At 72.6% G+C, this 18,692-nt stretch carries 19 protein-coding genes; 10 read left to right on the top strand and 9 right to left on the bottom strand.

Annotation, left to right across the window (positions count from 1 at the left end; translation table 11 throughout):
- The first annotated feature begins 2 nt into the window (after positions 1 to 2).
- Together OHA05_RS22325 and OHA05_RS22320 are read left to right on the top strand one after the other, a co-directional pair.
- On the top strand, positions 3 to 413 hold the full coding sequence (locus OHA05_RS22325; RefSeq protein ID WP_328861537.1) for a thiol-disulfide oxidoreductase DCC family protein: 411 nt from the start codon (positions 3 to 5) through the stop codon (positions 411 to 413).
- Between the two features lie 11 nt (positions 414 to 424).
- Entirely contained in the window at positions 425 to 1,126 is a 702-nt protein-coding gene (locus tag OHA05_RS22320) for a TetR/AcrR family transcriptional regulator (protein ID WP_328861536.1), read from the top strand.
- A 71-nt stretch (positions 1,127 to 1,197) separates the two neighbouring features.
- Here OHA05_RS22320 and OHA05_RS22315 read toward each other — a convergent pair whose 3' ends face one another.
- A complete protein-coding gene (locus tag OHA05_RS22315; RefSeq protein WP_328863439.1) occupies positions 1,198 to 3,669 on the bottom strand; it encodes an MMPL family transporter in 2,472 nt (823 codons plus the stop codon).
- Positions 3,670 to 3,828: 159 nt separating this feature from the next.
- On the opposite strand from OHA05_RS22315, the gene OHA05_RS22310 reads away from it, so the two are divergent.
- Together OHA05_RS22310 and OHA05_RS22305 are read left to right on the top strand one after the other, a co-directional pair.
- Positions 3,829 to 4,515 (top strand): response regulator transcription factor, encoded by a 687-nt coding sequence (locus tag OHA05_RS22310; protein WP_313944554.1) that lies wholly within the window; start codon positions 3,829 to 3,831, stop codon positions 4,513 to 4,515.
- Positions 4,512 to 6,143 carry a sensor histidine kinase gene (locus tag OHA05_RS22305; protein WP_328861535.1) on the top strand — a complete coding sequence of 544 codons (1,632 nt, stop codon included), beginning with the start codon at positions 4,512 to 4,514 and terminating at the stop codon, positions 6,141 to 6,143. Before OHA05_RS22310 ends, OHA05_RS22305 begins: the two co-directional genes overlap by 4 nt.
- An 8-nt stretch (positions 6,144 to 6,151) precedes the next feature.
- Here the strand turns inward: OHA05_RS22305 and OHA05_RS22300 are convergent, their stop codons facing one another.
- Positions 6,152 to 7,474 carry a metallophosphoesterase gene (locus tag OHA05_RS22300; RefSeq protein ID WP_328861534.1) on the bottom strand — a complete coding sequence of 441 codons (1,323 nt, stop codon included), beginning with the start codon at positions 7,472 to 7,474 and terminating at the stop codon, positions 6,152 to 6,154.
- 11 nt (positions 7,475 to 7,485) lie between these two features.
- A complete protein-coding gene (locus tag OHA05_RS22295) occupies positions 7,486 to 7,737 on the bottom strand; it encodes an SCO4848 family membrane protein (RefSeq protein WP_313944557.1) in 252 nt (83 codons plus the stop codon).
- Positions 7,738 to 7,858: 121 nt separating this feature from the next.
- Here OHA05_RS22295 and OHA05_RS22290 point away from each other — a divergent pair, with 121 nt between their 5' ends.
- Complete coding sequence (locus tag OHA05_RS22290; RefSeq protein ID WP_328861533.1) at positions 7,859 to 9,067, top strand: D-alanyl-D-alanine carboxypeptidase family protein; 1,209 nt, start codon at positions 7,859 to 7,861, stop codon at positions 9,065 to 9,067.
- On the opposite strand, the gene OHA05_RS22285 is transcribed toward OHA05_RS22290, so the two are convergent.
- From OHA05_RS22285 to OHA05_RS22270, 4 genes are read right to left on the bottom strand one after another with little or no spacing between them, the layout of a single operon-like run.
- On the bottom strand, positions 9,036 to 9,968 hold the full coding sequence (locus tag OHA05_RS22285) for a YihY/virulence factor BrkB family protein (RefSeq protein ID WP_313944559.1): 933 nt from the start codon (positions 9,966 to 9,968) through the stop codon (positions 9,036 to 9,038). The two genes, OHA05_RS22290 and OHA05_RS22285, sit on opposite strands and share 32 nt — an antisense overlap.
- Complete coding sequence (locus tag OHA05_RS22280; RefSeq protein ID WP_328861532.1) at positions 9,956 to 10,381, bottom strand: GtrA family protein; 426 nt, start codon at positions 10,379 to 10,381, stop codon at positions 9,956 to 9,958. Before OHA05_RS22280 ends, OHA05_RS22285 begins: the two co-directional genes overlap by 13 nt.
- Positions 10,378 to 11,319, bottom strand: coding sequence for a decaprenyl-phosphate phosphoribosyltransferase (locus OHA05_RS22275; protein WP_328861531.1), 942 nt, complete (start codon positions 11,317 to 11,319; stop codon positions 10,378 to 10,380). Before OHA05_RS22275 ends, OHA05_RS22280 begins: the two co-directional genes overlap by 4 nt.
- On the bottom strand, positions 11,312 to 11,893 hold the full coding sequence (locus tag OHA05_RS22270) for a phosphatase PAP2 family protein (RefSeq protein ID WP_328861530.1): 582 nt from the start codon (positions 11,891 to 11,893) through the stop codon (positions 11,312 to 11,314). Before OHA05_RS22270 ends, OHA05_RS22275 begins: the two co-directional genes overlap by 8 nt.
- A 151-nt stretch (positions 11,894 to 12,044) precedes the next feature.
- Here OHA05_RS22270 and OHA05_RS22265 point away from each other — a divergent pair, with 151 nt between their 5' ends.
- Together OHA05_RS22265 and OHA05_RS22260 are read left to right on the top strand one after the other, a co-directional pair.
- A complete protein-coding gene (locus tag OHA05_RS22265; protein WP_328861529.1) occupies positions 12,045 to 13,427 on the top strand; it encodes an FAD-binding oxidoreductase in 1,383 nt (460 codons plus the stop codon).
- A gap of 97 nt (positions 13,428 to 13,524) precedes the next feature.
- Positions 13,525 to 14,280, top strand: coding sequence for a decaprenylphospho-beta-D-erythro-pentofuranosid-2-ulose 2-reductase (locus tag OHA05_RS22260; protein ID WP_328861528.1), 756 nt, complete (start codon positions 13,525 to 13,527; stop codon positions 14,278 to 14,280).
- Positions 14,281 to 14,329: 49 nt separating this feature from the next.
- Here the strand turns inward: OHA05_RS22260 and OHA05_RS22255 are convergent, their stop codons facing one another.
- Together OHA05_RS22255 and trpS are read right to left on the bottom strand one after the other, a co-directional pair.
- Positions 14,330 to 14,926, bottom strand: coding sequence for a 2'-5' RNA ligase family protein (locus OHA05_RS22255; RefSeq protein ID WP_328861527.1), 597 nt, complete (start codon positions 14,924 to 14,926; stop codon positions 14,330 to 14,332).
- A 149-nt stretch (positions 14,927 to 15,075) separates the two neighbouring features.
- On the bottom strand, positions 15,076 to 16,089 hold the full coding sequence (gene trpS / locus OHA05_RS22250) for a tryptophan--tRNA ligase (protein WP_328861526.1): 1,014 nt from the start codon (positions 16,087 to 16,089) through the stop codon (positions 15,076 to 15,078).
- Between the two features lie 46 nt (positions 16,090 to 16,135).
- Here trpS and OHA05_RS22245 point away from each other — a divergent pair, with 46 nt between their 5' ends.
- The 3 genes from OHA05_RS22245 (at position 16,136) to OHA05_RS22235 (ending at position 18,665) form a co-directional block, all read left to right on the top strand.
- Positions 16,136 to 16,750: an RNA polymerase sigma factor gene (locus tag OHA05_RS22245; RefSeq protein ID WP_313944567.1), complete on the top strand. Its 615-nt coding sequence runs from the start codon at positions 16,136 to 16,138 to the stop codon at positions 16,748 to 16,750.
- Positions 16,743 to 17,603 carry a hypothetical protein gene (locus OHA05_RS22240; RefSeq protein ID WP_328861525.1) on the top strand — a complete coding sequence of 287 codons (861 nt, stop codon included), beginning with the start codon at positions 16,743 to 16,745 and terminating at the stop codon, positions 17,601 to 17,603. The genes OHA05_RS22245 and OHA05_RS22240 overlap by 8 nt, the downstream gene beginning before the upstream one ends.
- Before the next feature lie 321 nt (positions 17,604 to 17,924).
- Positions 17,925 to 18,665 carry a hypothetical protein gene (locus OHA05_RS22235; RefSeq protein WP_328861524.1) on the top strand — a complete coding sequence of 247 codons (741 nt, stop codon included), beginning with the start codon at positions 17,925 to 17,927 and terminating at the stop codon, positions 18,663 to 18,665.
- Positions 18,666 to 18,692 lie beyond the last annotated feature (27 nt).

The following is an 18,692-nucleotide window of genomic DNA, read 5'->3' as shown; positions in this document are numbered from 1 at the left end:
CCATGGGGGTCCCGGTCCGGAGACTGACCGTCCTGTACGACGCCCAGTGCTCCCTCTGCGTCCATCTGCGGCACTGGCTCCAGCGCCAGCGCCAGCTCGTACCGCTGGACCTGGTGCCCGCCGGGTCGCACGAGGCCCGGCGCCGGTACCCGCGGCTCGACCACGAGCGCACCCGCCGGGAGATCACCGTCCTGGGAGACCGGGGGCAGGTCTTCACGGGGGCCGGTGCCTGGATCGTGTGCCTGTGGGCACTGGCCGAGCACCGGCCGAAGGCCCACTGGCTGGCCACTCCGGCCGGCGCCCCCTTCGTCCGCGTCACGATGCTCGCCGCGGCCAAGTACCGCGAGGCCACCGCCTCGGGCACACCCTCCGGTACGCAGGCCTGCGACGACCGGTGCTCCGTCCCCGGTTAGGCTCGGACACCGTGACTGAAGTGAAGGCCCCCAAGAGCGAGCAGACCCGCACGCTCATCCTCGAAACCGCGCTCCGGCTCTTCCAGGAGCGCGGTTACGACAAGACGACCATGCGGGCCATCGCCAAGGAGGCCGGGGTCTCCGTGGGGAACGCGTACTACTACTTCTCCTCCAAGGAGCACCTCGTCCAGGGGTTCTACGACCGGATCGCGGCCGAGCACCAGGCGGCGGTCCGGCCCGTGCTGGACAACGAGACCGATCTGGAGGCCCGGCTCGCGGGGGTGCTCACCGCCTGGCTGGACATCGCGGCGCCGTACCACGAGTTCGCCGCGCAGTTCTTCAAGAACGCCGCCGACCCGGAGAGCCCACTGAGCCCCTTCTCCCCCGAGTCGGAGCATGCGCGGGAGTCGGCCATCGCGGTCCACCGCGATGTGCTCGCCGGGTCGAAGGCGAAGGTGGCCGACGACCTGGTCGACATCCTGCCCGAGTTGATGTGGCTGTCGCAGATGGGCCTGGTCCTGTACTGGGTCTTCGACCGTTCCGAGGGCCGCGAGCGCAGCCGACGGCTGGCCGAACGCGGGGCCCGGCTCACCACCCGTGGTGTCGCGCTCGCCCGCTTCCGGGTGCTGCGGCCCCTCGTACGGGAGGTGCACGAGCTGCTCACGGACTTCCTGCCGGGGATGGCGGAGACGGTCGCCGCCCGCAAGCGGTAGCGCGAGCGGCGAACACCCCGGCCGGAGCCGGGGTGTTCACCCGACCGCCGGGCGTGGAGCCGGGGCCCGCCTCAGCGGCTCGCGCCCACCTCCGTCAGCACCACGTCGTGGACCAGCGCATCGCCGCCGATCATGATGTGGCGCGCCCAGGGTTCGTGCGCACCCGCGGTCACGGCCAGCAGGTAGGCGCCGCCCGACGGCGCGGACAGGATGTACGAGCCGTCGGCCAGGGACGTGACCCGGTCGACCTGGCGTCCTCCCGTCGAGACGAGGGTGAGCACCACGTCCGCGACGGCTTCGCCGTCCGGTGCACGGACGAATCCGTACACGACCGACCCGGACTCCTCGACCGGCGCCCCGACTCGGGGACCGGGCACGGCGGATTCCGTCTCCCGGCCGTCCGCGTGGACCGGGCCGGGCTCCTGAGCCTCTTCCTTGGGTTCCACCGCGAGATGGGGCAGCCGCTTCTCCAGGCCCGCGGGCAGCCACCAGTTGGAGCGCCCGAGCAGATGCATCGCGGCCGGTACCAGCGCGGTGCGCAGGATGAAAGCGTCCAGGGCCACGGCCGCCGCCAGCCCGATGCCGGCCATGGCGCCCTCCATGTCGCCGCTGAGGACGAAGGCGCTGAAGACGCAGATCATGATCAGGGCGGCGCAGTTGATGACCCGGCTGGTCTCGGCGAGACCGACCCGGACGGCCCGTGCGTTGTCCTTCGTGTGCACCCATTCCTCGTGCATCCGGCTGACCAGGAACACCTGGTAGTCCATCGAGAGGCCGAAGAGCAGGGACAGCATGATGACCGGCAGGAACGCGGTGATCGGGCCCTCCTTGCCGACGCCGAGAGCCTCCGCTCCCCAGCCCCACTGGAAGACGGCGACCAGGACGCCGAAGGACGCGGCGGCCGCGATCAGGTTCATCACGGCGGCGGTGAGCGGGACGACCAGGGAGCGGAAAGCGATGAGCAGCAGCAGGAAGCCCAGCGCGATGATCGCCCCGATGAAGTAGGGCAGCCGGTCGCCGGTCACGGCCGCGAAGTCCTTGAAGACCGCGGTGACTCCGCCGACATGGACCGTCTCGCCGGACTGCGGGACGACCTCGTCGCGCAAGGTGTCGATCAGCCGGTCCGTCGCCTCGGACTGCGGTGAGGTCGTCGGTACGACGTTGATCACCGTCACGTCGGAGCCGGGCGGGGAGGGCATCGCGGCCACCTGGGCGACCCCCTCCGTGGCGCGCACCCGTTCCACGAGCGCCTGGACCGCGGCCGGTCCGGCGTCCTCGGCCACCAGTTGGAGCGGCCCGTTGAAGCCGGGGCCGAAGCCCTCGGCCAGCAGGTCGTACGCCTCGCGCGTGGTGGTGTCCTCCTGGTGGTTGCCCTGGTCGGTCGCGCCGAGGCGGAGCGACAGCACCGGAACGGCGAGCGCGGCCATCACGACGACCGCGACCAGCGCGATGGACTTCGGGCGCTTCTGCACGGACATGGACCAGCGGGCGGCCGCGCCGCGGGCCTCGACCGGCTCGGGACCCTCGGCCGCGAGCCGCCGGCGCTGCCGCCGGCTCAGCACCCGCTCGCCCAGCACGCCGAGCAGGGCCGGCAGCAGCGTCACGGCCGCCAGCACGCTGAGGACGACCGTGAGTGAGGTGGCGATCACGACGCCGTCGAGAAAGCGCATGTTCATCACGAGCATGCCGGCGAGCGCGATGCAGACCGTGCCGCCCGCGAACAGCACCGCGCGGCCGGAGGTGTTGAGCGCGGTGACCGCCGCTTCCTCGGGGTCCATACCCCGCAGCACACCCTTGCGGTGGCGCGTGACGATGAACAGGGCGTAGTCGATGCCGACCCCGAGGCCGATCAACGAGCCGAGCAGCGGCGCCACTTCGGGTACGTCCGTGACATGGCTGAGCAGCGTCGTCGACAGCATTCCGGTGCCGACGCCGAACACGGCCACGACCAGCGGGAGGGACATCGCGAAGAGCGAGCCGAAAGCGAGGAACAGGACGATCGCCGCGGCGCCGAGGCCGACGAGTTCGGCCGTGCCGGTCGGCGGTTCCTGGATCCGGGTGATCGCCTGCCCGCCGAGTTCGACCTGGAGGCCGTCCCGGCGGGCCTCGCCCGCGGTGTCGACGACGTCCTGGACCAGCTCCTTCGGTACGGCGTTGGCCTGTTCGGCGAAGGTCACCTGCGCGTAGGCCGTGCGCCCGTCCTCGCTGATCTGGGCCGCGCCCGCCCCGGTGTAGGGGCTGGCGACCTCGCCGACCCCCTTCATGCCCGCGATCTCCTTGAGCGCGGGGTCGAGCCGCTCCCGTACCGCCGCATCGCGCACCGAACCCTCGGAGACCCGCCACACCACGGTGTTGGGGTCGCCGGAGCGCTGCGGGAAGGCCTCGACCATCAGGTCGAGTGCCTGCTTGGAGTCGGTGTCCGGGAGGCTGAAGTTGTCCGAGTAGTCGGTGCCCGCCGTGCTGCCGGCCGCCCCCAGGCCGAACAGCAACCCCACCCACAGCACCACGACCACCAGCCGGTGCCGGTAGCACCACCGCGCCAATGCCGCCACGATCTCTGCCCCTTCGTCGATCCGTCTCCCCCGGGCCGGACTTCAGAATCGACCGCGGACCCGGTCCGTGGTGCGGCGCGGCCATGACTCTCAAGGAACTCCAAGACAGCGGCCCGCCCCCCGCACGGGGTTCGCGCCGATACTGAGGTCATGGACCACGAGGGAGCGACCGTGCTGGTCGTCGAGGACGAGCCGAGCATCGCCGACGTCCTCGCCATCGCACTGCGTTACCACCGTTTTGAGGTGATTACGGCGGGAAGCGTACGGCAGGCGCGGCAGTCGGCCGGACAGACGCGCCCCGATGTGGCGCTGCTCGATGTGATGCTTCCGGACGGCGACGGCCGGGTGCTGGCACGCGAGTTGCGCGAGCGGTACCCCGAGACGGCCGTCGTCTTCGTCACCGCGCGGGACGCCCCGGCGGAGATCGTGGGCGCCCTCGGCTACGGCGACGACTACATCACCAAGCCCTTCAACGTCGACGAGGTGGTGGCCCGGATCAGCGCCGTCCTGCGCCGCACCCGGCCCGCCGACGTGCTGCCGGTACGGCCGCCGCTGCGCTACGGGGACCTGGAACTGGACGACGCGACCTGCGCCGTACGCCGGGCCGGCCGCTCGGTGCAGCTCACCCCCACCGAGTACGCGCTGCTGCGCTTCCTCGTCCGCAACGGGGGCCGCATCGTCCCCAAGGACCAACTGCTGCGCCACGTCTGGCAGTACGAGCACCAGGCGGAATCGACGGTGGTGGAGACGTACATCAGCTATCTGCGCCGCAAGCTCGACCCGCTCGGTCCGCCACTGATCACCACCCGCCGAGGCATCGGATACGGACTCGCATGAGGCGCCTGCTGCGGGCGGGGGCCCGGCACACCCGGCGCCACGGCATCCACTCGCTGCGCGCCAAGCTCACGATCGTCAACGTCGCCCTGCTCGCCCTCGGCATAGCGGCCGCCACCGCCGTCAGTCTCATGGGCATGCGGCACTATCTGCTCGACCGGGTGGACAACGAACTGCTCGGCAGCCGCAATGCCATCCAGCGCACCGGATTCACCCAGAAGGAGGTCGACTCGCTCAGCGCGATCAGCGCCCTCATGGAGGAGTTCGCGCCGGTGAACGGCGAGCGGAGCCCGCTCCCGGGCTCGGAGACGGTCTTCGTCGCCCTCGACGCACAGCACCGGCCCATCGCCCTGGCGAAGATCCCGCCGACCCGTCGGCAGGTCGAACTCGCCGATGCCGTCCGCGATCCGGTCGCCTACGCCGACTCCGCCGCGGTGCACGACGTGCGGGTGGGCGGCGATCCGCACCGCGCGGTCGGGTCCCGCCTCGCCGACGGCACGATCGTCCTGATGGCCACCGACACGGGCGCCGTGCACTCCGGCGTCAAGAAGGCGCTGAAGCTCGATCTCGCCTTCGGCACCTTCCTGTTGGTGCTGCTCGCGCTGCTGACCATGCTCGGCGCGCAGCACCGGCTGCGGCCGCTGGAGGACATGGTGGAGACGGCCTCGGCGATCGCGGAGGGCGATCTGACCCGTCGGGTGCCCGCGGGCCGCGATCCCGTCACGGAGACGGAACAGCTGCGGGTCGCCCTCAACTCCATGCTCCACCAGGTGGAATCGGCCTTCGAGACCCGCGAGCACAGCGCCGCCCAGCTGCGCCGGTTCGTCGCCGACGCCTCGCACGAGCTGCGGACCCCGCTCGCCGCGATCCGCGGCTATCTCCAGCTCTACGACAAGGGGATGCTGCGCGAACCCGCCGACCGGACCCGGGCGCTCGCCCGGATGACGGCCGAGGCGGACCGGATGGGCCGGCTCGTCGAGGAGCTGCTCACCCTGGCCCGGCTGGATCAGCAGCCGCGGCCGCGGATGTGCACGGTCGACATGAGCCGGCTGGTGCGCGACGCGGCGGACGACCTGCGGGCACAGCAGCCGGAACGTCCGCTCACCGTGCGGGCCGAGGGGTCGGTGACCGTACGGGGCGACGAGGCGGGACTGCGCCAGGTCATCGGCAATCTGCTGGCCAATGTGCGCGCCCATACGCCGGACGATGCGCCGGTCACGGTGGAGCTGAGGCGGGAGGAGGACGACGGACGCGGCCCGGGCGCCGTGCGGCTGAGGGTCGAGGACGAGGGACCGGGCATGGCGGCCGCGGACGCGGACCGTGTCTTCGACCGCTTCTTCCGGGCCGCGGGCGAGGCCGACGCGTCGTCGCGGCGGCCGCCGGGCAGCGGTCTCGGCATGGCGATCGTGCAGGCGGTGGTCACCGCGCACGGCGGCGCGGTGACGGTGCTGACCGCGCCGGGCGAGGGGCTGACGGTGAACGTCGAACTCCCGGCGGCGACAGGGGCGGCCACGCCCGCGCCCAGCTCGGCGGTGGAGCCGTACACCGGGGCGGGGACGAAGGACGTCGGCGTGAAGGAGACGGGAGCGGGCCGGGACAGCGCACCCGGTCAGGGCGCCGGGGCCGGCTGAGCCGGAGGCTACGCCTGCCGGGACGCGAGCTGGACGACCGTGATGTCGGAGGGCGCCCCGACCCGCACCGGCGGGCCCCAGGCACCCGCGCCCCGGGTCACGTACAGCTGCGTGTCGCCGTAGCGCTCCAGCCCGGCGACGGTCGGATTGGCGAGCTCGGCCAGGTAGTTGCCGGGCCACAGCTGACCGCCGTGGGTGTGGCCGGAGAGCTGGAGGTCGACGCCGTGCTCGACGGCGTCGTGGATGACCACCGGCTGGTGCGCGAGGAGGACGGACGCGCGGCTGCGGTCCCGGTCGCCGAGCGCCTTGCCGAAGTCCGGCCCGTCGCCCTCGCTCTCGCCCGCGACGTCGTTGACCCCGGCGAGGTCGAAGCCCGCGATCTCGACGCGCTGGTTCTCCAGGGGGCGCAGCCCAAGTTCACGGACGTGGTCGACCCATTCGCCGGCGCCGGAGAAGTACTCGTGGTTGCCGGTCACGAAGAAGGAGCCGTGCCGGGCCTTGAGCTGCGCGAGCGGTTCGGCGGCGGGGCCGAGGTCGGCCACGCTGCCGTCCACCAGGTCGCCGACGACGGCGACCAGATCGGGTGACGTGCGGTTGATGGTGTCGACGATGCGCTGCGTGTGGGCCCGTCCGAGGACGGGTCCGAGGTGGATGTCGCTGACGACGGCGATCCTGAAGCCGTGGACACCGCGGGGCAGCTTGGCCAGCGGCACGGTCACCCGGGTGACCCGCGGGCCGCGCAGTACTCCGTACGTCCCGTAACCGACGGTCCCGAGAGCGGCCGCGGCGGCTCCACCGCCCACGACCCGCGAGACGAACAGTCGCCGGGAGACCTGCCGTTGCGCGGGCCCGGTGGGCTCGTCCGCGGAGCTCGTGGACTGCGCTGCGGGCGTCTCGGCCGCGGGGCCGTTCGGCGCGGCGGTACCGGACTCCGGTGCCGGCGCGTCGGCGGCGCCCGCGGGAACGGTGTGCAGCGACGGCTCGGGCGCGGCCACGGCCGGCTCCGCCGGCGACGGCGAGCCCCGGCGCAGCCACACGGCCCGTACGACCTCGCCCACCAGCAGCGCCAGCACCAGGTACAGCAGCACCGCCAGCCACAGATAGCCCGGCCACGCGAGGACGCTCTCCAGCCACAGCGGCGCCCCGGCGCGCCCGGACATCAGCGCGCCCAGGGACAGCAGCGGGAGCACCCACATCACAACGGTGCCGATGCGGCGTGCACGGCCCCGGCCCGCGGTCGTGTCGCGCACGAGCCTGCTCCACACATAGCGGTGCACGCCCGCGAGCAGGGCGATCACCGCGATCGCCACCAGCACGAAGACCACGACCACGGACTGCTCCTCTATCCCTTGTGTGCCTCGCGCCGCAAAGCGCGGACCGCACGCAACCCGATCACTCCGACGACCGTCCCCAGAAGCAAGGACGTCAAGGCGAGCAGCAGATGCACCCAGAAGTAAGCCGTCGGGTCACCCGCGTCGTCGAAGGCGAGACCGCTGCCGTCCGCCCACAGGTTTTTGACGAAGGTGACCCAGATGAACCAGCTCCACACCCCGAAAGCGAGCAGGAACCAGGAGACGGGGCGGCTGAGCTTCATGCACCCAGTATCGCGGGCGTGGTCCGGCCGGGTTCTCCGGGGTGGGCTGTCCTGGCGGTCTTCCCGGCGCGCCTCCGGGACGATAAGCATATTTTCTGTAGCTCCCTGTACGTTCTCGTCTGTGTCCGCTCTGAAGAAGACCGCGCTGACGGTCACCGCCGCCTCGTTGCTGCCCGTGCTCCTCGCCGTGCCCGCCTCGGCCGGCACCACCGACGGCAAGGCCACCAGGAAGCAGCCGAATCCGCCGGCCTCCATGTCGACCGTCGGCGGCCCGCAGCTCGGCAGGGCGGGCACCCAGGTCAGCCTCGGACCGGGCGCACCCGTGCTGCCGAACGAGGTCACCGGCCGGTCCTGGATCGTCGCGGACGCGGAGAGCGGCGACGTCCTCGCCTCGCACAACGCGCACTGGCGGCTGCCCCCGGCGTCCACGCTCAAGATGCTCTTCGCCGACACCGTGCTGCCGAAGCTCCCCAAGACCGAGGCGCACAAGGTCACCCAGGCCGAGCTCGCGGACGTCGGCGAGGGCAGCAGCCTCGTCGGGGTCAAGGAGGAGCACGCGTACACGGTGCACGACCTGTGGCTCGGCGTCTTCCTGCGCTCCGGCAACGACGCGGTGCACGTCCTGTCCGCGATGAACGGCGGTGTCCCCAAGACCGTCGAGGACATGCAGGCGCACGCCGACGAGCTCCAGGCGCTCGACACCCACGTCGTCTCGCCCGACGGCTACGACGCCGAGGGCCAGGTCTCGTCCGCGTACGACCTCACGCTCATCGCCCGCAGCGGGATGCAGAAGAAGGACTTCCGCGAGTACTGCTCCACGGCACGCGCCAAGTTCCCCGGCGGGGTCACGGCGGGCAAGCGCGACTACTTCGAGATCCAGAACACCAACCGGCTGCTCACCGGCGAGTCCGGGGTCTCCCCGTACCAGGGCATGGCGGGGGTCAAGAACGGCAACACCACGCACGCCGGTGCCACGTTCACCGGTGTCGCCGAGCGCAACGGCAAGGTGCTGCTCGTCACCGTCATGAACCCGGACTCCGAGGAGAGCCAGGCCGTCTACAAGGAGGCCGGACGGCTGCTCGACTGGGGCTTCGCGGCGGCCGGGAAGGTCCGGCCCGTCGGTGAACTGGTCCCGCCGAGGTCCGCCGCCCCCGAGGACTCCCCCCAGGTCGAGCCCGCGAGCAACGGCGCACCCGCGAAGGCCTCCGCCGCTGCGGACGAGGGCTCCGGCGGCGTCGGTACGGCCCTCGCCGTGGTCGGCGGTCTGCTCGTGGTGCTGGCGGCGGGGGTCTTCCTGGTCAACCGCCAGTGGCCGCTGCGCCGTCGGTAGCGGCGCCGCCGGGACCCTCTGAGGAGGACGACTCTGCGGCAGGTGACTGCTCCTTGCTCGGCGTCGCGGTCCACGCGGCGCAGAACAGGAGCAGCTTCGCCGAGAAGTTGATCCACAGCAGCAGGGCGATGGGGACGCCGAAGGCGCCGTACATACTCCTCGACGCGACACCCTGGATGTAGCCGCTGAGCAGCAGCTTCAGCAGTTCGAAGCCGATCGCGCCGATGAGCCCGGCGACCACCAGGCGACGGCGCGGAGGGTGCACTCCCGGAAGCAGCGTCAGCAGGTAGAGCAGCAGCAGGAAGTTGGCGACGCCGGCGATGGCGATGGCGGCGACCTGAAGCAGCACGCCCTCGGCGCCGCCGTCCTCGATACCGATCTGCTTCGCCGTCCAGCCGACGGTCGTGGACCCGAGCGCCGACGCGGCGAAGGAGGCGAGGGCGGTCGCGCCGAGGCCGAGGAGCACGACGCCGTCCTTGACCTTGCGGACGACGGGGTTGTCGTCGTCCTCGTCGTCCACCTCCCACACGGCCCGCAGACAGTCCCGCAGCGAGCCGACCCAGCCGATACCGGTGAGCAGCAGCAGCGCGCCCGCGACCAGTCCGACCGTGCCCGCGTTGTCGACCAGCGCGTTGATGTCGAGCTGGTCGGAGATGCCGGGGACCTGGTCACCGATCTTGTCCTCCAGCTTGCCCAGCTGCTCCTTGCTGAGCAGGGCGGCACCGATCGCCGCGGCCACGGTGATCAGCGGGAAGAGGGCCAGAAAGCTGATGAAGGTGATCGCGGCGGCCAGCCGGGCCCAGTGCACCCGGTCGAGCGTCTCGTACGAGCGCCAGGCGTGGGTCTGCATCAGCCGGGCCATCAGGGGCCCGATGACGGGGAGCTTGGTCAGCCAGTCCATGGCGTACGCCTACCCTCCACGCGGAACACCAGCGTCCGGGCCCCCCAGAATCGCAGGCAGGTGGCCAGGACCATCCCGACACCGAGCCCGGAGACGAGGTCCGCGCGCGCCGAGGTCAGACCGAGGCCGTGGTGCGAGACCGCGAGGCAGAGCAGTTGGACGACCGCGCCGGCGACATTGACGCCGAAGAATGCGGCGTACTCCCGCAGGCGCAGGCTCCGGCGCCGGTAGGTCCCGAAGGCGTTGCCGAGGTAGGCGACCGTGCAGCCGGCGAGGAACGAGACCGACTTCGCGGTCAGGGGTCCCCAGTCGCCGGGGCCGCGCAGCAGGGTGAAGAGCGCCACGTCGGCCGCGTACGCACCCCCTCCGACGAGGATGAACGAGGCCGCCTCCGGCCAGGGGACGCGTTTCACAGGTCGGCGACCGCCAGTCCGTACATCGCGGCCCACACCAGGCCGATGACGGCCAGCGGCCGGTCCCGCAGCACCACGTCCTCGGGTGCGCCGGCCGTGCCGCGGTCGGCGAAGACCGCGTACCGCAGCACCGCCATGATGAAGGCGATCATCGACAGCTGCCGCCAGGGCAGCAGCGCCGAAGCGGCCACACCGCCGCTCTCCAGGGCCCACAGGCAGTAGGCGAGGACGGCGACACCGGCGGCGAGCTGCCAGACGAAGCGCAGATAGCCGGTCGTGTACTCGGTGAGCAGCGCCCGGGTCGCGCCCTTGCTGTCGGCCAGCTGCACGGCTTCGGAGTAGCGCTTCGCCGCGACCATGAACAGGGCGCCGAAGCCGGTGGTGATCAGGAACCAGCGCGAGAGCGGGATGCCGAGCGCGACCCCGCCGATCATCGCGCGCATCAGGAACCCGGTGGTGACGACGGCCAGGTCGACGACGAGCACGTGCTTGAGCCAGATGCAGTAGGCGAGTTGCATCGAGAGATACGCGGTCAGCAGGGCGCCGGTCATGGGGGTGCACAGGGCAGCGGCTCCGCCGACGGCGGTGCCGGCGAGCACGGCGCCCACGGTGTACGCGACGGGCACCGGGACCTCGCCCGCCGCGACGGGGCGGCGGCACTTCACCGGATGGGCACGGTCGGCGTCCGCGTCCCGGGCGTCGTTGATCAGATAGACCGCTGCCGCGGCGGCGGTGAACAGGACGAAGACGACGGCCAGTTGTCCGGCCGCGTGCGGGGAGTCCAGTTCACCGGCGGCGGCGGGCGCGGCCACCACGAGCACGTTCTTGATCCACTGCCGGGGCCGGGCGGTCCTGAGCAGTCCGACCGGCAGGCTCACGGCCCGCGGCGGCGACGGTTTCCGGGGCCGCTCCAGCAGCGCGGTACCGGGCTCAGACATGGCACCGGCCCCTCGGACGTCCGGCGGCGCGGGCCCCCGTGAAGCCGGGCGACACGGCGCCGCCCGCCCACCGGGCCCCGGCGCGCGCGGCCAGCCCGCCGAGTACCGCGCCCGCCGCGATGTCCGTCGGGTAGTGGACCCCGGCGACCAGGCGCGAGACGCACATCGCGGCGGCCAGCGGTGGCGCCAGCCGGCGGGCCGCGGGGAGCAGTGCGCCGAAGGCCACGGCGGCGGCCGCGGCCGACGCGGCGTGCGAGCTGGGGAAGGAGTGCCGGCCCAGGGTGTGCACGAGGGGGCGGTGCGAGGGGAGTTCGGGGCGGGGCCTGCGGACGACGTGTTTGACGCCCATGCTCGCCAGGTGGGCCCCGCCGACCACGGCCGTGGCGCGCAGCCAGCGCCCGCGCCGTTCCGGGTCGGCCGCCGCGCCGGTGAGACCGGCGGCGAGCCACAGCGCGGCGTGCTCCCCGGCGAGGGAGAGCGCGCGTACGGCGACCGCGACGCCCGGTCGTCCCCCGTACGCGCGCATCGCTGCCAACAGCCTTCGGTCGGCGGCCGCGCAGTCGACGTATCTCATTCGCCACCCCTTCTCCTGAGCCAGGGGGGACTCTTCTCGGCGACCGGCCGAGTTTCACGCTCATCTTTGATGACACTCGTTTAATCACCCATTTCGGCGCGTCCGTTAGGTCTGCGGAAAACAGGGCATTTACGGCTATACGGTCCGGGGTATGGCTGCCGACACCCGTCCTTCCGCCGCCGGTCCCGGTGGCACCTTCGTGTCCGTCACCGGCTGGGGGCGTACGGCCCCGACGACCGCGTTCGTGCTGCGGCCACGCACCGCCGACGAGGCCGCCGCGGCCGTACGGGACTGGGGCACCCGCGGCGGGATCGCCCGCGGGCTCGGCAGGGCGTACGGCGACGCGGCGCAGAACGCGGGCGGCTCGGTCCTCGACATGACCGCCCTGGACCGCATCCGCTCCGTCGACGCCGACACGGGTGTCGTGGTGTGCGACGCGGGGGTGAGCCTGCACCGGCTGATGGAGGTGCTGCTGCCGCTCGGCTGGTTCGTACCGGTGACGCCGGGGACCCGGCAGGTCACGGTCGGCGGAGCGATCGGCGCCGATATCCACGGCAAGAACCACCACGTCAGCGGCTCCTTCGCCCGCCATGTCGACGCGGCGGACCTGCTCACCGCGGACGGCGCGGTCCACACGGTGCGGCCCGGCACCGAACTCTTCGACGCGACCGCGGGCGGTATGGGCCTGACGGGGGTGATCCTCTCGGCGACCCTCCGGCTGCACCCCGTCGAGACGTCGCTGATGTCCGTCGACACCGAACGGGCCGCCGATCTGGACGACTTGATGGCCCGGCTCACCGCCACCGACCACCGCTACCGCTACTCGGTCGCCTGGATCGACCTGCTCGCCCGCGGCCGGGCACTGGGACGCTCCGTGCTCACCCGCGGCGAGCACGCCCCGCTGGACGCATTGCCCGCACGCGCCCGCCGCGCACCGCTCGCGTTCCGCCCCGGACGGCTGCCCGGCCCGCCCCGCTTCGTACCGCCCGGCCTGCTCACCCGCGCCACGGTCGGCCTCTTCAACGAGCTCTGGTTCCGCAGGGCGCCCCGGCTCCGCCTCGGTGAGCTGCAGAAGCTCTCCTCCTTCTTCCATCCGCTGGACGGCGTACCGCACTGGAACCGGATCTACGGCCGCGGCGGATTCGTGCAGTACCAGTTCGTGCTCGGGCACGGGCAGGAGGAGACGCTGCGCCGGATTGTGCGGCGGATCGCACGGCGCGGCTGCCCCTCGTTCCTCGCGGTGCTCAAACGGTTCGGCGAGGGGGACGCCGGGTGGCTGTCCTTCCCGATGGCCGGCTGGACGCTCGCGCTCGACATCCCCGCGGATCTGCCCGGCCTCGGCGCCTTCCTGGACGAACTCGACGACGAGGTCGCCGGGGCGGGCGGACGGGTCTATCTCGCCAAGGACTCCCGGCTGCGGCCGGAGCTGCTGGCCGGCATGTACCCGCGGCTGGCCGACTTCCGCGCGCTGCGCGCTCGGCTGGACCCCCACGGCGTGTTCGCCTCCGACCTCTCACGCCGCCTCACGCTCTGACCCTGCCCCCGCCCCCGGCCCGGCTCCGCCTCGCCCCCCGACTCCCGCCCCCGGTCCACCAGCCGGGGCTCTCCACCGCTCGTAAGGAGCACTGCTCATGAAGGACGCCTTCGGCGCACCGCAGTCCCTGCTCGTCCTCGGCGGCACCTCGGAGATCGGCCAGGCCGTGGCCCGCCGGCTGATCGCCCGGCGCACCCGTACGGTCTGGCTGGCGGGCCGCCCCTCCCCCGACCTCGAAGCCGCCGCGGACGGACTGCGCCGGCTCGGCGCCGACGTCCGCACCGTCGCCTTCGACGCCCTCGACCCCGCCCTGCACGAACAGGTGCTGGGCAAGGTCTTCGCGGAGGGCGACATCGACATGGTGCTGCTCGCCTTCGGCGTCCTCGGCGACCAGGCGAACGACGAGGCCGACCCGCCGGCGGCGGTCCGGGTCGCGCAGACCAACTACACGGGCGCCGTCTCGGCCGGACTCGTGTGCGCGGCCGCGCTGCAGAACCAGGGGCACGGCTCCCTGGTGGTCCTCTCCTCGGTGGCCGGCGAGCGGGCCCGCCGCGCCAACTTCATCTACGGCTCCAGCAAGGCCGGCCTGGACGTCTTCACCCAGGGACTGGGGGACGCGATGTACGGGACCGGGGTCCATGTGATGGCCGTACGCCCGGGCTTCGTCAGGACGAGGATGACGGCCGGCCTGCCCGAGGCGCCGCTGGCCACCACGCCCGAGGCCGTCGCGCTGGCCGTCGAGCAGGGGCTGCGGCGCAGGGCGGAGACGGTGTGGGTGCCCGGAGCTCTGCGGCTGGTGATGTCGGCGCTGCGGCATGTGCCGCGCCCGCTGTTCCGCCGACTGCCGCTGTGAGCGGAGCGCCTGCGGGGCTTCGTCAGGGCGGAACGGCGGGGCGGCCGGGTCAGGACGTGGCGGCCGAGGGAGCCGTCGCCGGCTCGTCCACCGGAGCGCACTGGGCGGGCACGGAGGCGATGCCGCCCCCGAAGGCGTACTCGTGGAGCTTGCGCCACACGCCGTCCTGGCCCTGCTCGTACAGCGCGAAGGAGGCACAGGTCCAGGCGGCCTCGAAGTCGGCCAGCTCCGCGTACGCCCGGTCCATCGCCTCTTCCGCGATGCCGTGCGCGACGGTGACGTGCGGGTGGTACGGGAACTGGAGCTCGCGCACCAGCGGACCGGAGGCGTCCCGCACCCGCTTCTGGAGCCAGGAGCAGGCCGCGGCGCCCTCGGCGATCTGGACGAAGACGACGGGCGAGAGCGGCCGGAACGTGCCCGTGCCGGACAGCCGCATCGGGAACGGCCTGCTCGCCGTCGCGACCTCGGTGAGGTGCGCCTCGATCGCCGGCAGGGTCGCCGGGTCGGCCTCGGTGGGCGGCAGCAGGGTGACGTGCGTGGGAATGCCGTGCGCGGCGGGATCCCCGAAGCCCGCGCGCAGCTCCTGGAGCAGGCTGCCGTAAGGCTCCGGGACCGCGATCGAAACGCCGAGCGTTACGGTCCCCACGTCGTTCTCCTCACATGTCGTCTCAGTTGTCGTTTGTGTCCGCACTCGCCAGTGTGGCGCCTCCACCGCATGTGTGGCCAGAGGCCTTGGACACACTCGGCCACGGGCACGAGGTCCCGCCACCGGACGGCCGGTGGCGGGAGGCGGTCTCAGTGCTTCGCGGGCAGGAAGCCCACCCGGTCGAATGCCGCGGCCAGCGTCTCTGCTGCCACGGCCCGCGCCTTCTCCGCACCCTTGGCCAGGATCGAGTCCAGCGTCTCGGGGTCGTCCAGATATTCCTGGGTCCGGGTGCGGAACGGAGTGACGAACTCCACCATCACGTCGGCGAGGTCGGTCTTGAGCGCTCCGTACCCCTTGCCCTCGTACTTCTGCTCCAGCTCGCTCACCGTCGTGCCGGTGAGCGTGGAGTAGATGGTGAGGAGATTGCTGACGCCGGGCTTCTCCACGCTGTCGAAACGGATCACCGTGTCGGTGTCCGTGACCGCGCTGCGGACCTTCTTGGCGGTCGCCTTCGGCTCGTCGAGCAGGTTGATCAGGCCCTTGGGCGTGGACGCCGACTTGCTCATCTTGATCGTCGGGTCCTGGAGGTCGTAGATCTTCGCGACCTCCTTGACGATGTGCGGAGCCGGAACGGTGAACGTCTGGCCGAAGCGGCCGTTGAAGCGCTCGGCGAGGTCACGGGTGAGCTCGATGTGCTGGCGCTGGTCCTCGCCGACCGGGACGGCGTCCGCCTGGTACAGCAGGATGTCCGCGACCTGGAGGATCGGGTACGTGAACAGGCCGACGGTGGCGCGGTCGGCGCCCTGCTTGGCGGACTTGTCCTTGAACTGCGTCATCCGGGAGGCCTCACCGAAGCCGGTCAGGCAGTTCATGATCCAGCCGAGCTGGGCGTGCTCGGGCACGTGGCTCTGGATGAACAGGGTGCAGCGCTCGGGGTCGAGACCGGCGGCGAGCAGCTGGGCCGCGGCGAGGCGGGTGTTCGCCCGCAGCTCGGCCGGGTCCTGCGGCACGGTGATCGCGTGCAGGTCGACGACCATGTAGAACGCGTCGTGGGTCTCTTGCAGCGCCACGTACTGGCGGATCGCTCCCAGGTAGTTCCCGAGGTGGAACGAACCGGCGGTCGGCTGAATGCCGGAGAGCGCGCGAGGTCGGGGTGAGGCCATGTTCATCATTCTCTCAGGTGCGGAACCGAACTCCGCCCGCCGGTGTATGAAAGGTGTGAGGACGCGGGAGGGGACCCTGGAGGGGGGCCGCATCGTCGTTGACGAGGGGGCCGTGATCGCGCGGGTGCGCGCCGGAGAGCCGGAGGCGTACGCGGAGCTGGTGCGCGCCCACACGGCGGTCGCGCTCCGGGCCGCCGTGGCCTTCGGCGCGGGCGCGGACGCCGAGGACGTGGTGCAGAGCGCCTTCCTCAAGGCGTACCAGGCGCTGGGGCGGTTCCGGGACGGCGCCGCGTTCCGGCCGTGGCTGCTGCGGATCGTGGTCAATGAGACCAGGAACACCGTGCGCACCGCGGTCCGGCTGCGGGCGCTCGCCGGGCGCGAGGCGCTGCTGCTGGGTTCCGAACCGCTGATACCGGAGTCGGCCGACCCGGCGCTGGCGGCCGTGGCGGACGAGCGGCGCTCGCTGCTGCTGGCGGCGCTGGACGAGCTGGGCGAACAGCAGCGCCAGGTCGTGGTCTGCCGCTATCTGCTGGAGATGGACGAGGCGGAGACGGCTCAGGCACTGGGCTGGCCGCGGGGGACGGTGAAGTCCCGGCTGAACCGGGCGCTGGCCAGGCTCGGGAAGCTCATCGGCGGGAAGGGAGGTGAGGAGCATGAGTGAGGACGGGCGCGGGAGAGCGGGCGGCGGCCGGGAGGCGGAGCGGGAGTCCCTGGCGGAGGAGCTGCGCGAGGCCGGTCGCGGGATCCGGGTCCCTGACGTGTCCGGCGAGACGATGGCGGAGCGGGTGCTGGCGCAGCTCCTCGCCGAGGCGGTGCCGACGCCCGCTCCCGCCGGCCTCGGGACGCGGCTGCGCGGCTGGACACACCGCCGGTGGCGCGCGCTGACCGTGGTGCTCTCCGGGGTGCTGGTGGTCCTGGTGCTCACGCCACCGGTGCGGGCGGCGGTCGCGGACTGGTTCGGCTTCGGCGGGGTGGACGTGCGGTACGACCCGTCGGCACCGCCGCTGGGGGACGCGCAGCCGCCGTGGTGCGCCGAGGCCGTGCCGCAGGCCGAGGCCGAGCGGCGGGCGGGTTTCCGGGCGCTGGTGCCGCCCGGGCTGGGCACACCGGACGCCGTCTCGGTCGTGGCGGGGCCGGCGGGCCGCTCGGTGATCTCGATGTGCTGGAGGGAGCGGGGGCGGACGGTCCGGCTGGATCAGTTCCCGGCGGCGCTGGACCTCGGTTATGCCAAGCAGGCGCGGCTGATGCCCGAGTGGGTGACGCTGGCCGACGGCACGGGGCTGTGGTTCGAGGAGTCGCATCTGCTGCGGTTCGGGATGACCGACGCACGCGGCGAGCAGTGGACACAGGCCGAGCGGACGGCGGGGCCGACGCTGCTGTGGACGTCCGCGGGCGGGCGGACGACGCTGCGGCTGGAGGGCGTGGCGGCACTGGCACGGGCGAAGGAGATCGCGGAGTCGGTGGCCTGGGCGTGGGAGTCGGCGGAGCCGCGGGAGCCTTCCGGGTCGGGGTAGCGGTCAGAGTCGGGGCGGGTTGGGGCCGGTGCGCCCTGGGCGGGCCGGGCCGGCGTGGGCCGGCTGCCGCGGAGGCCCCTGGGTGCCGGGGGCGCGGGGTTCCGGGTGTCCGGGGTCGGGGGTCCGGGGTCCAGGGTCCGGGGTCCGGGGTCCGGGGGTCCGGGGTCCGGGGGTCCGGGGTCCAGGGTCCGGGGTCCGGGTGTCCGGGGTCCGGGTGTCCGGGAAAAGTGGCCGGCCGCGAACGGGAACCTGGCGGGGCCGGGCGGTGTACCAGAGGTGACACGGTGCGGAGGGGCCGTATCCGGTGTCGCTGGGGGAAGTATGCGACTGCTACGACGACTTGCCGCGCTGGCGACGGTGCTGGCGCTGAGCTGGGTCTTCGCTCCGAGCGCGGTGGCCGGCGGCCCGACGAGCGTGCTGGTCACCTCGCCCGAGAGCGGCGAGACCGCCTCGCTCTACAGCAGCAACGCGGAGTACGGCAGCCTGCTGAAGCTGCTGGGCGAGGGGCCGACCAAGGGGCAGACGGACCGGCCGCCGTCGCTGGACATGGCGCTCGGGACCCGGCAGATCACTGTGACCTGGATGATCCACGACGTGCAGCCGTGGCGGGTGGACCAGGTCTATCCGGGCGACCGGGCGGGCCTGGTCTGGATCCATACGGCGACGAACCTGGAGACGCGCCAGGGGTACTGGCACCAGGCACGGCAACCGGCCGAACTGACCGCCCTGTTCACGAAGCTGGGCCTGATGGGCGAGAAGAACGGCGGGGCGGGAGTGGCCCAGTTCCCGCCGGCCCGGGACGGGGAACAGCAGCCGGCGCCGGGGCCCGCGGAGGAGCCCGCGGAGGAAGCGGCAGGCGCCGGGTCGGCGGCGGCGCCGACCGCGGCCGCGCGCACCTCGGACGGCACCGAAGGCTGGTGGTGGGCGATACCGGGGCTCGTGGGCGGAGCGGTGCTGGCGCTGGTCCTGCGTCCGGTGGTCTCCCGCCTCCGGCGCCCGCCGTTCGGGCGGGGCGACGGGACGCGGGAGACCGGACCGCGGCAGCAACTACTGGACGGCTGACGGGATCATCGCGGCCGATGAGGTCGG

Origin of the sequence: Streptomyces sp. NBC_00306 (genome assembly GCF_036169555.1) — a bacterium.
In the GTDB taxonomy this organism is placed as follows: Bacteria; Actinomycetota; Actinomycetes; order Streptomycetales; family Streptomycetaceae; genus Streptomyces; species Streptomyces achmelvichensis.
Note: the sequence above shows the minus strand (reverse complement) of the source record. Positions and strands in the feature narration are given on the sequence as shown.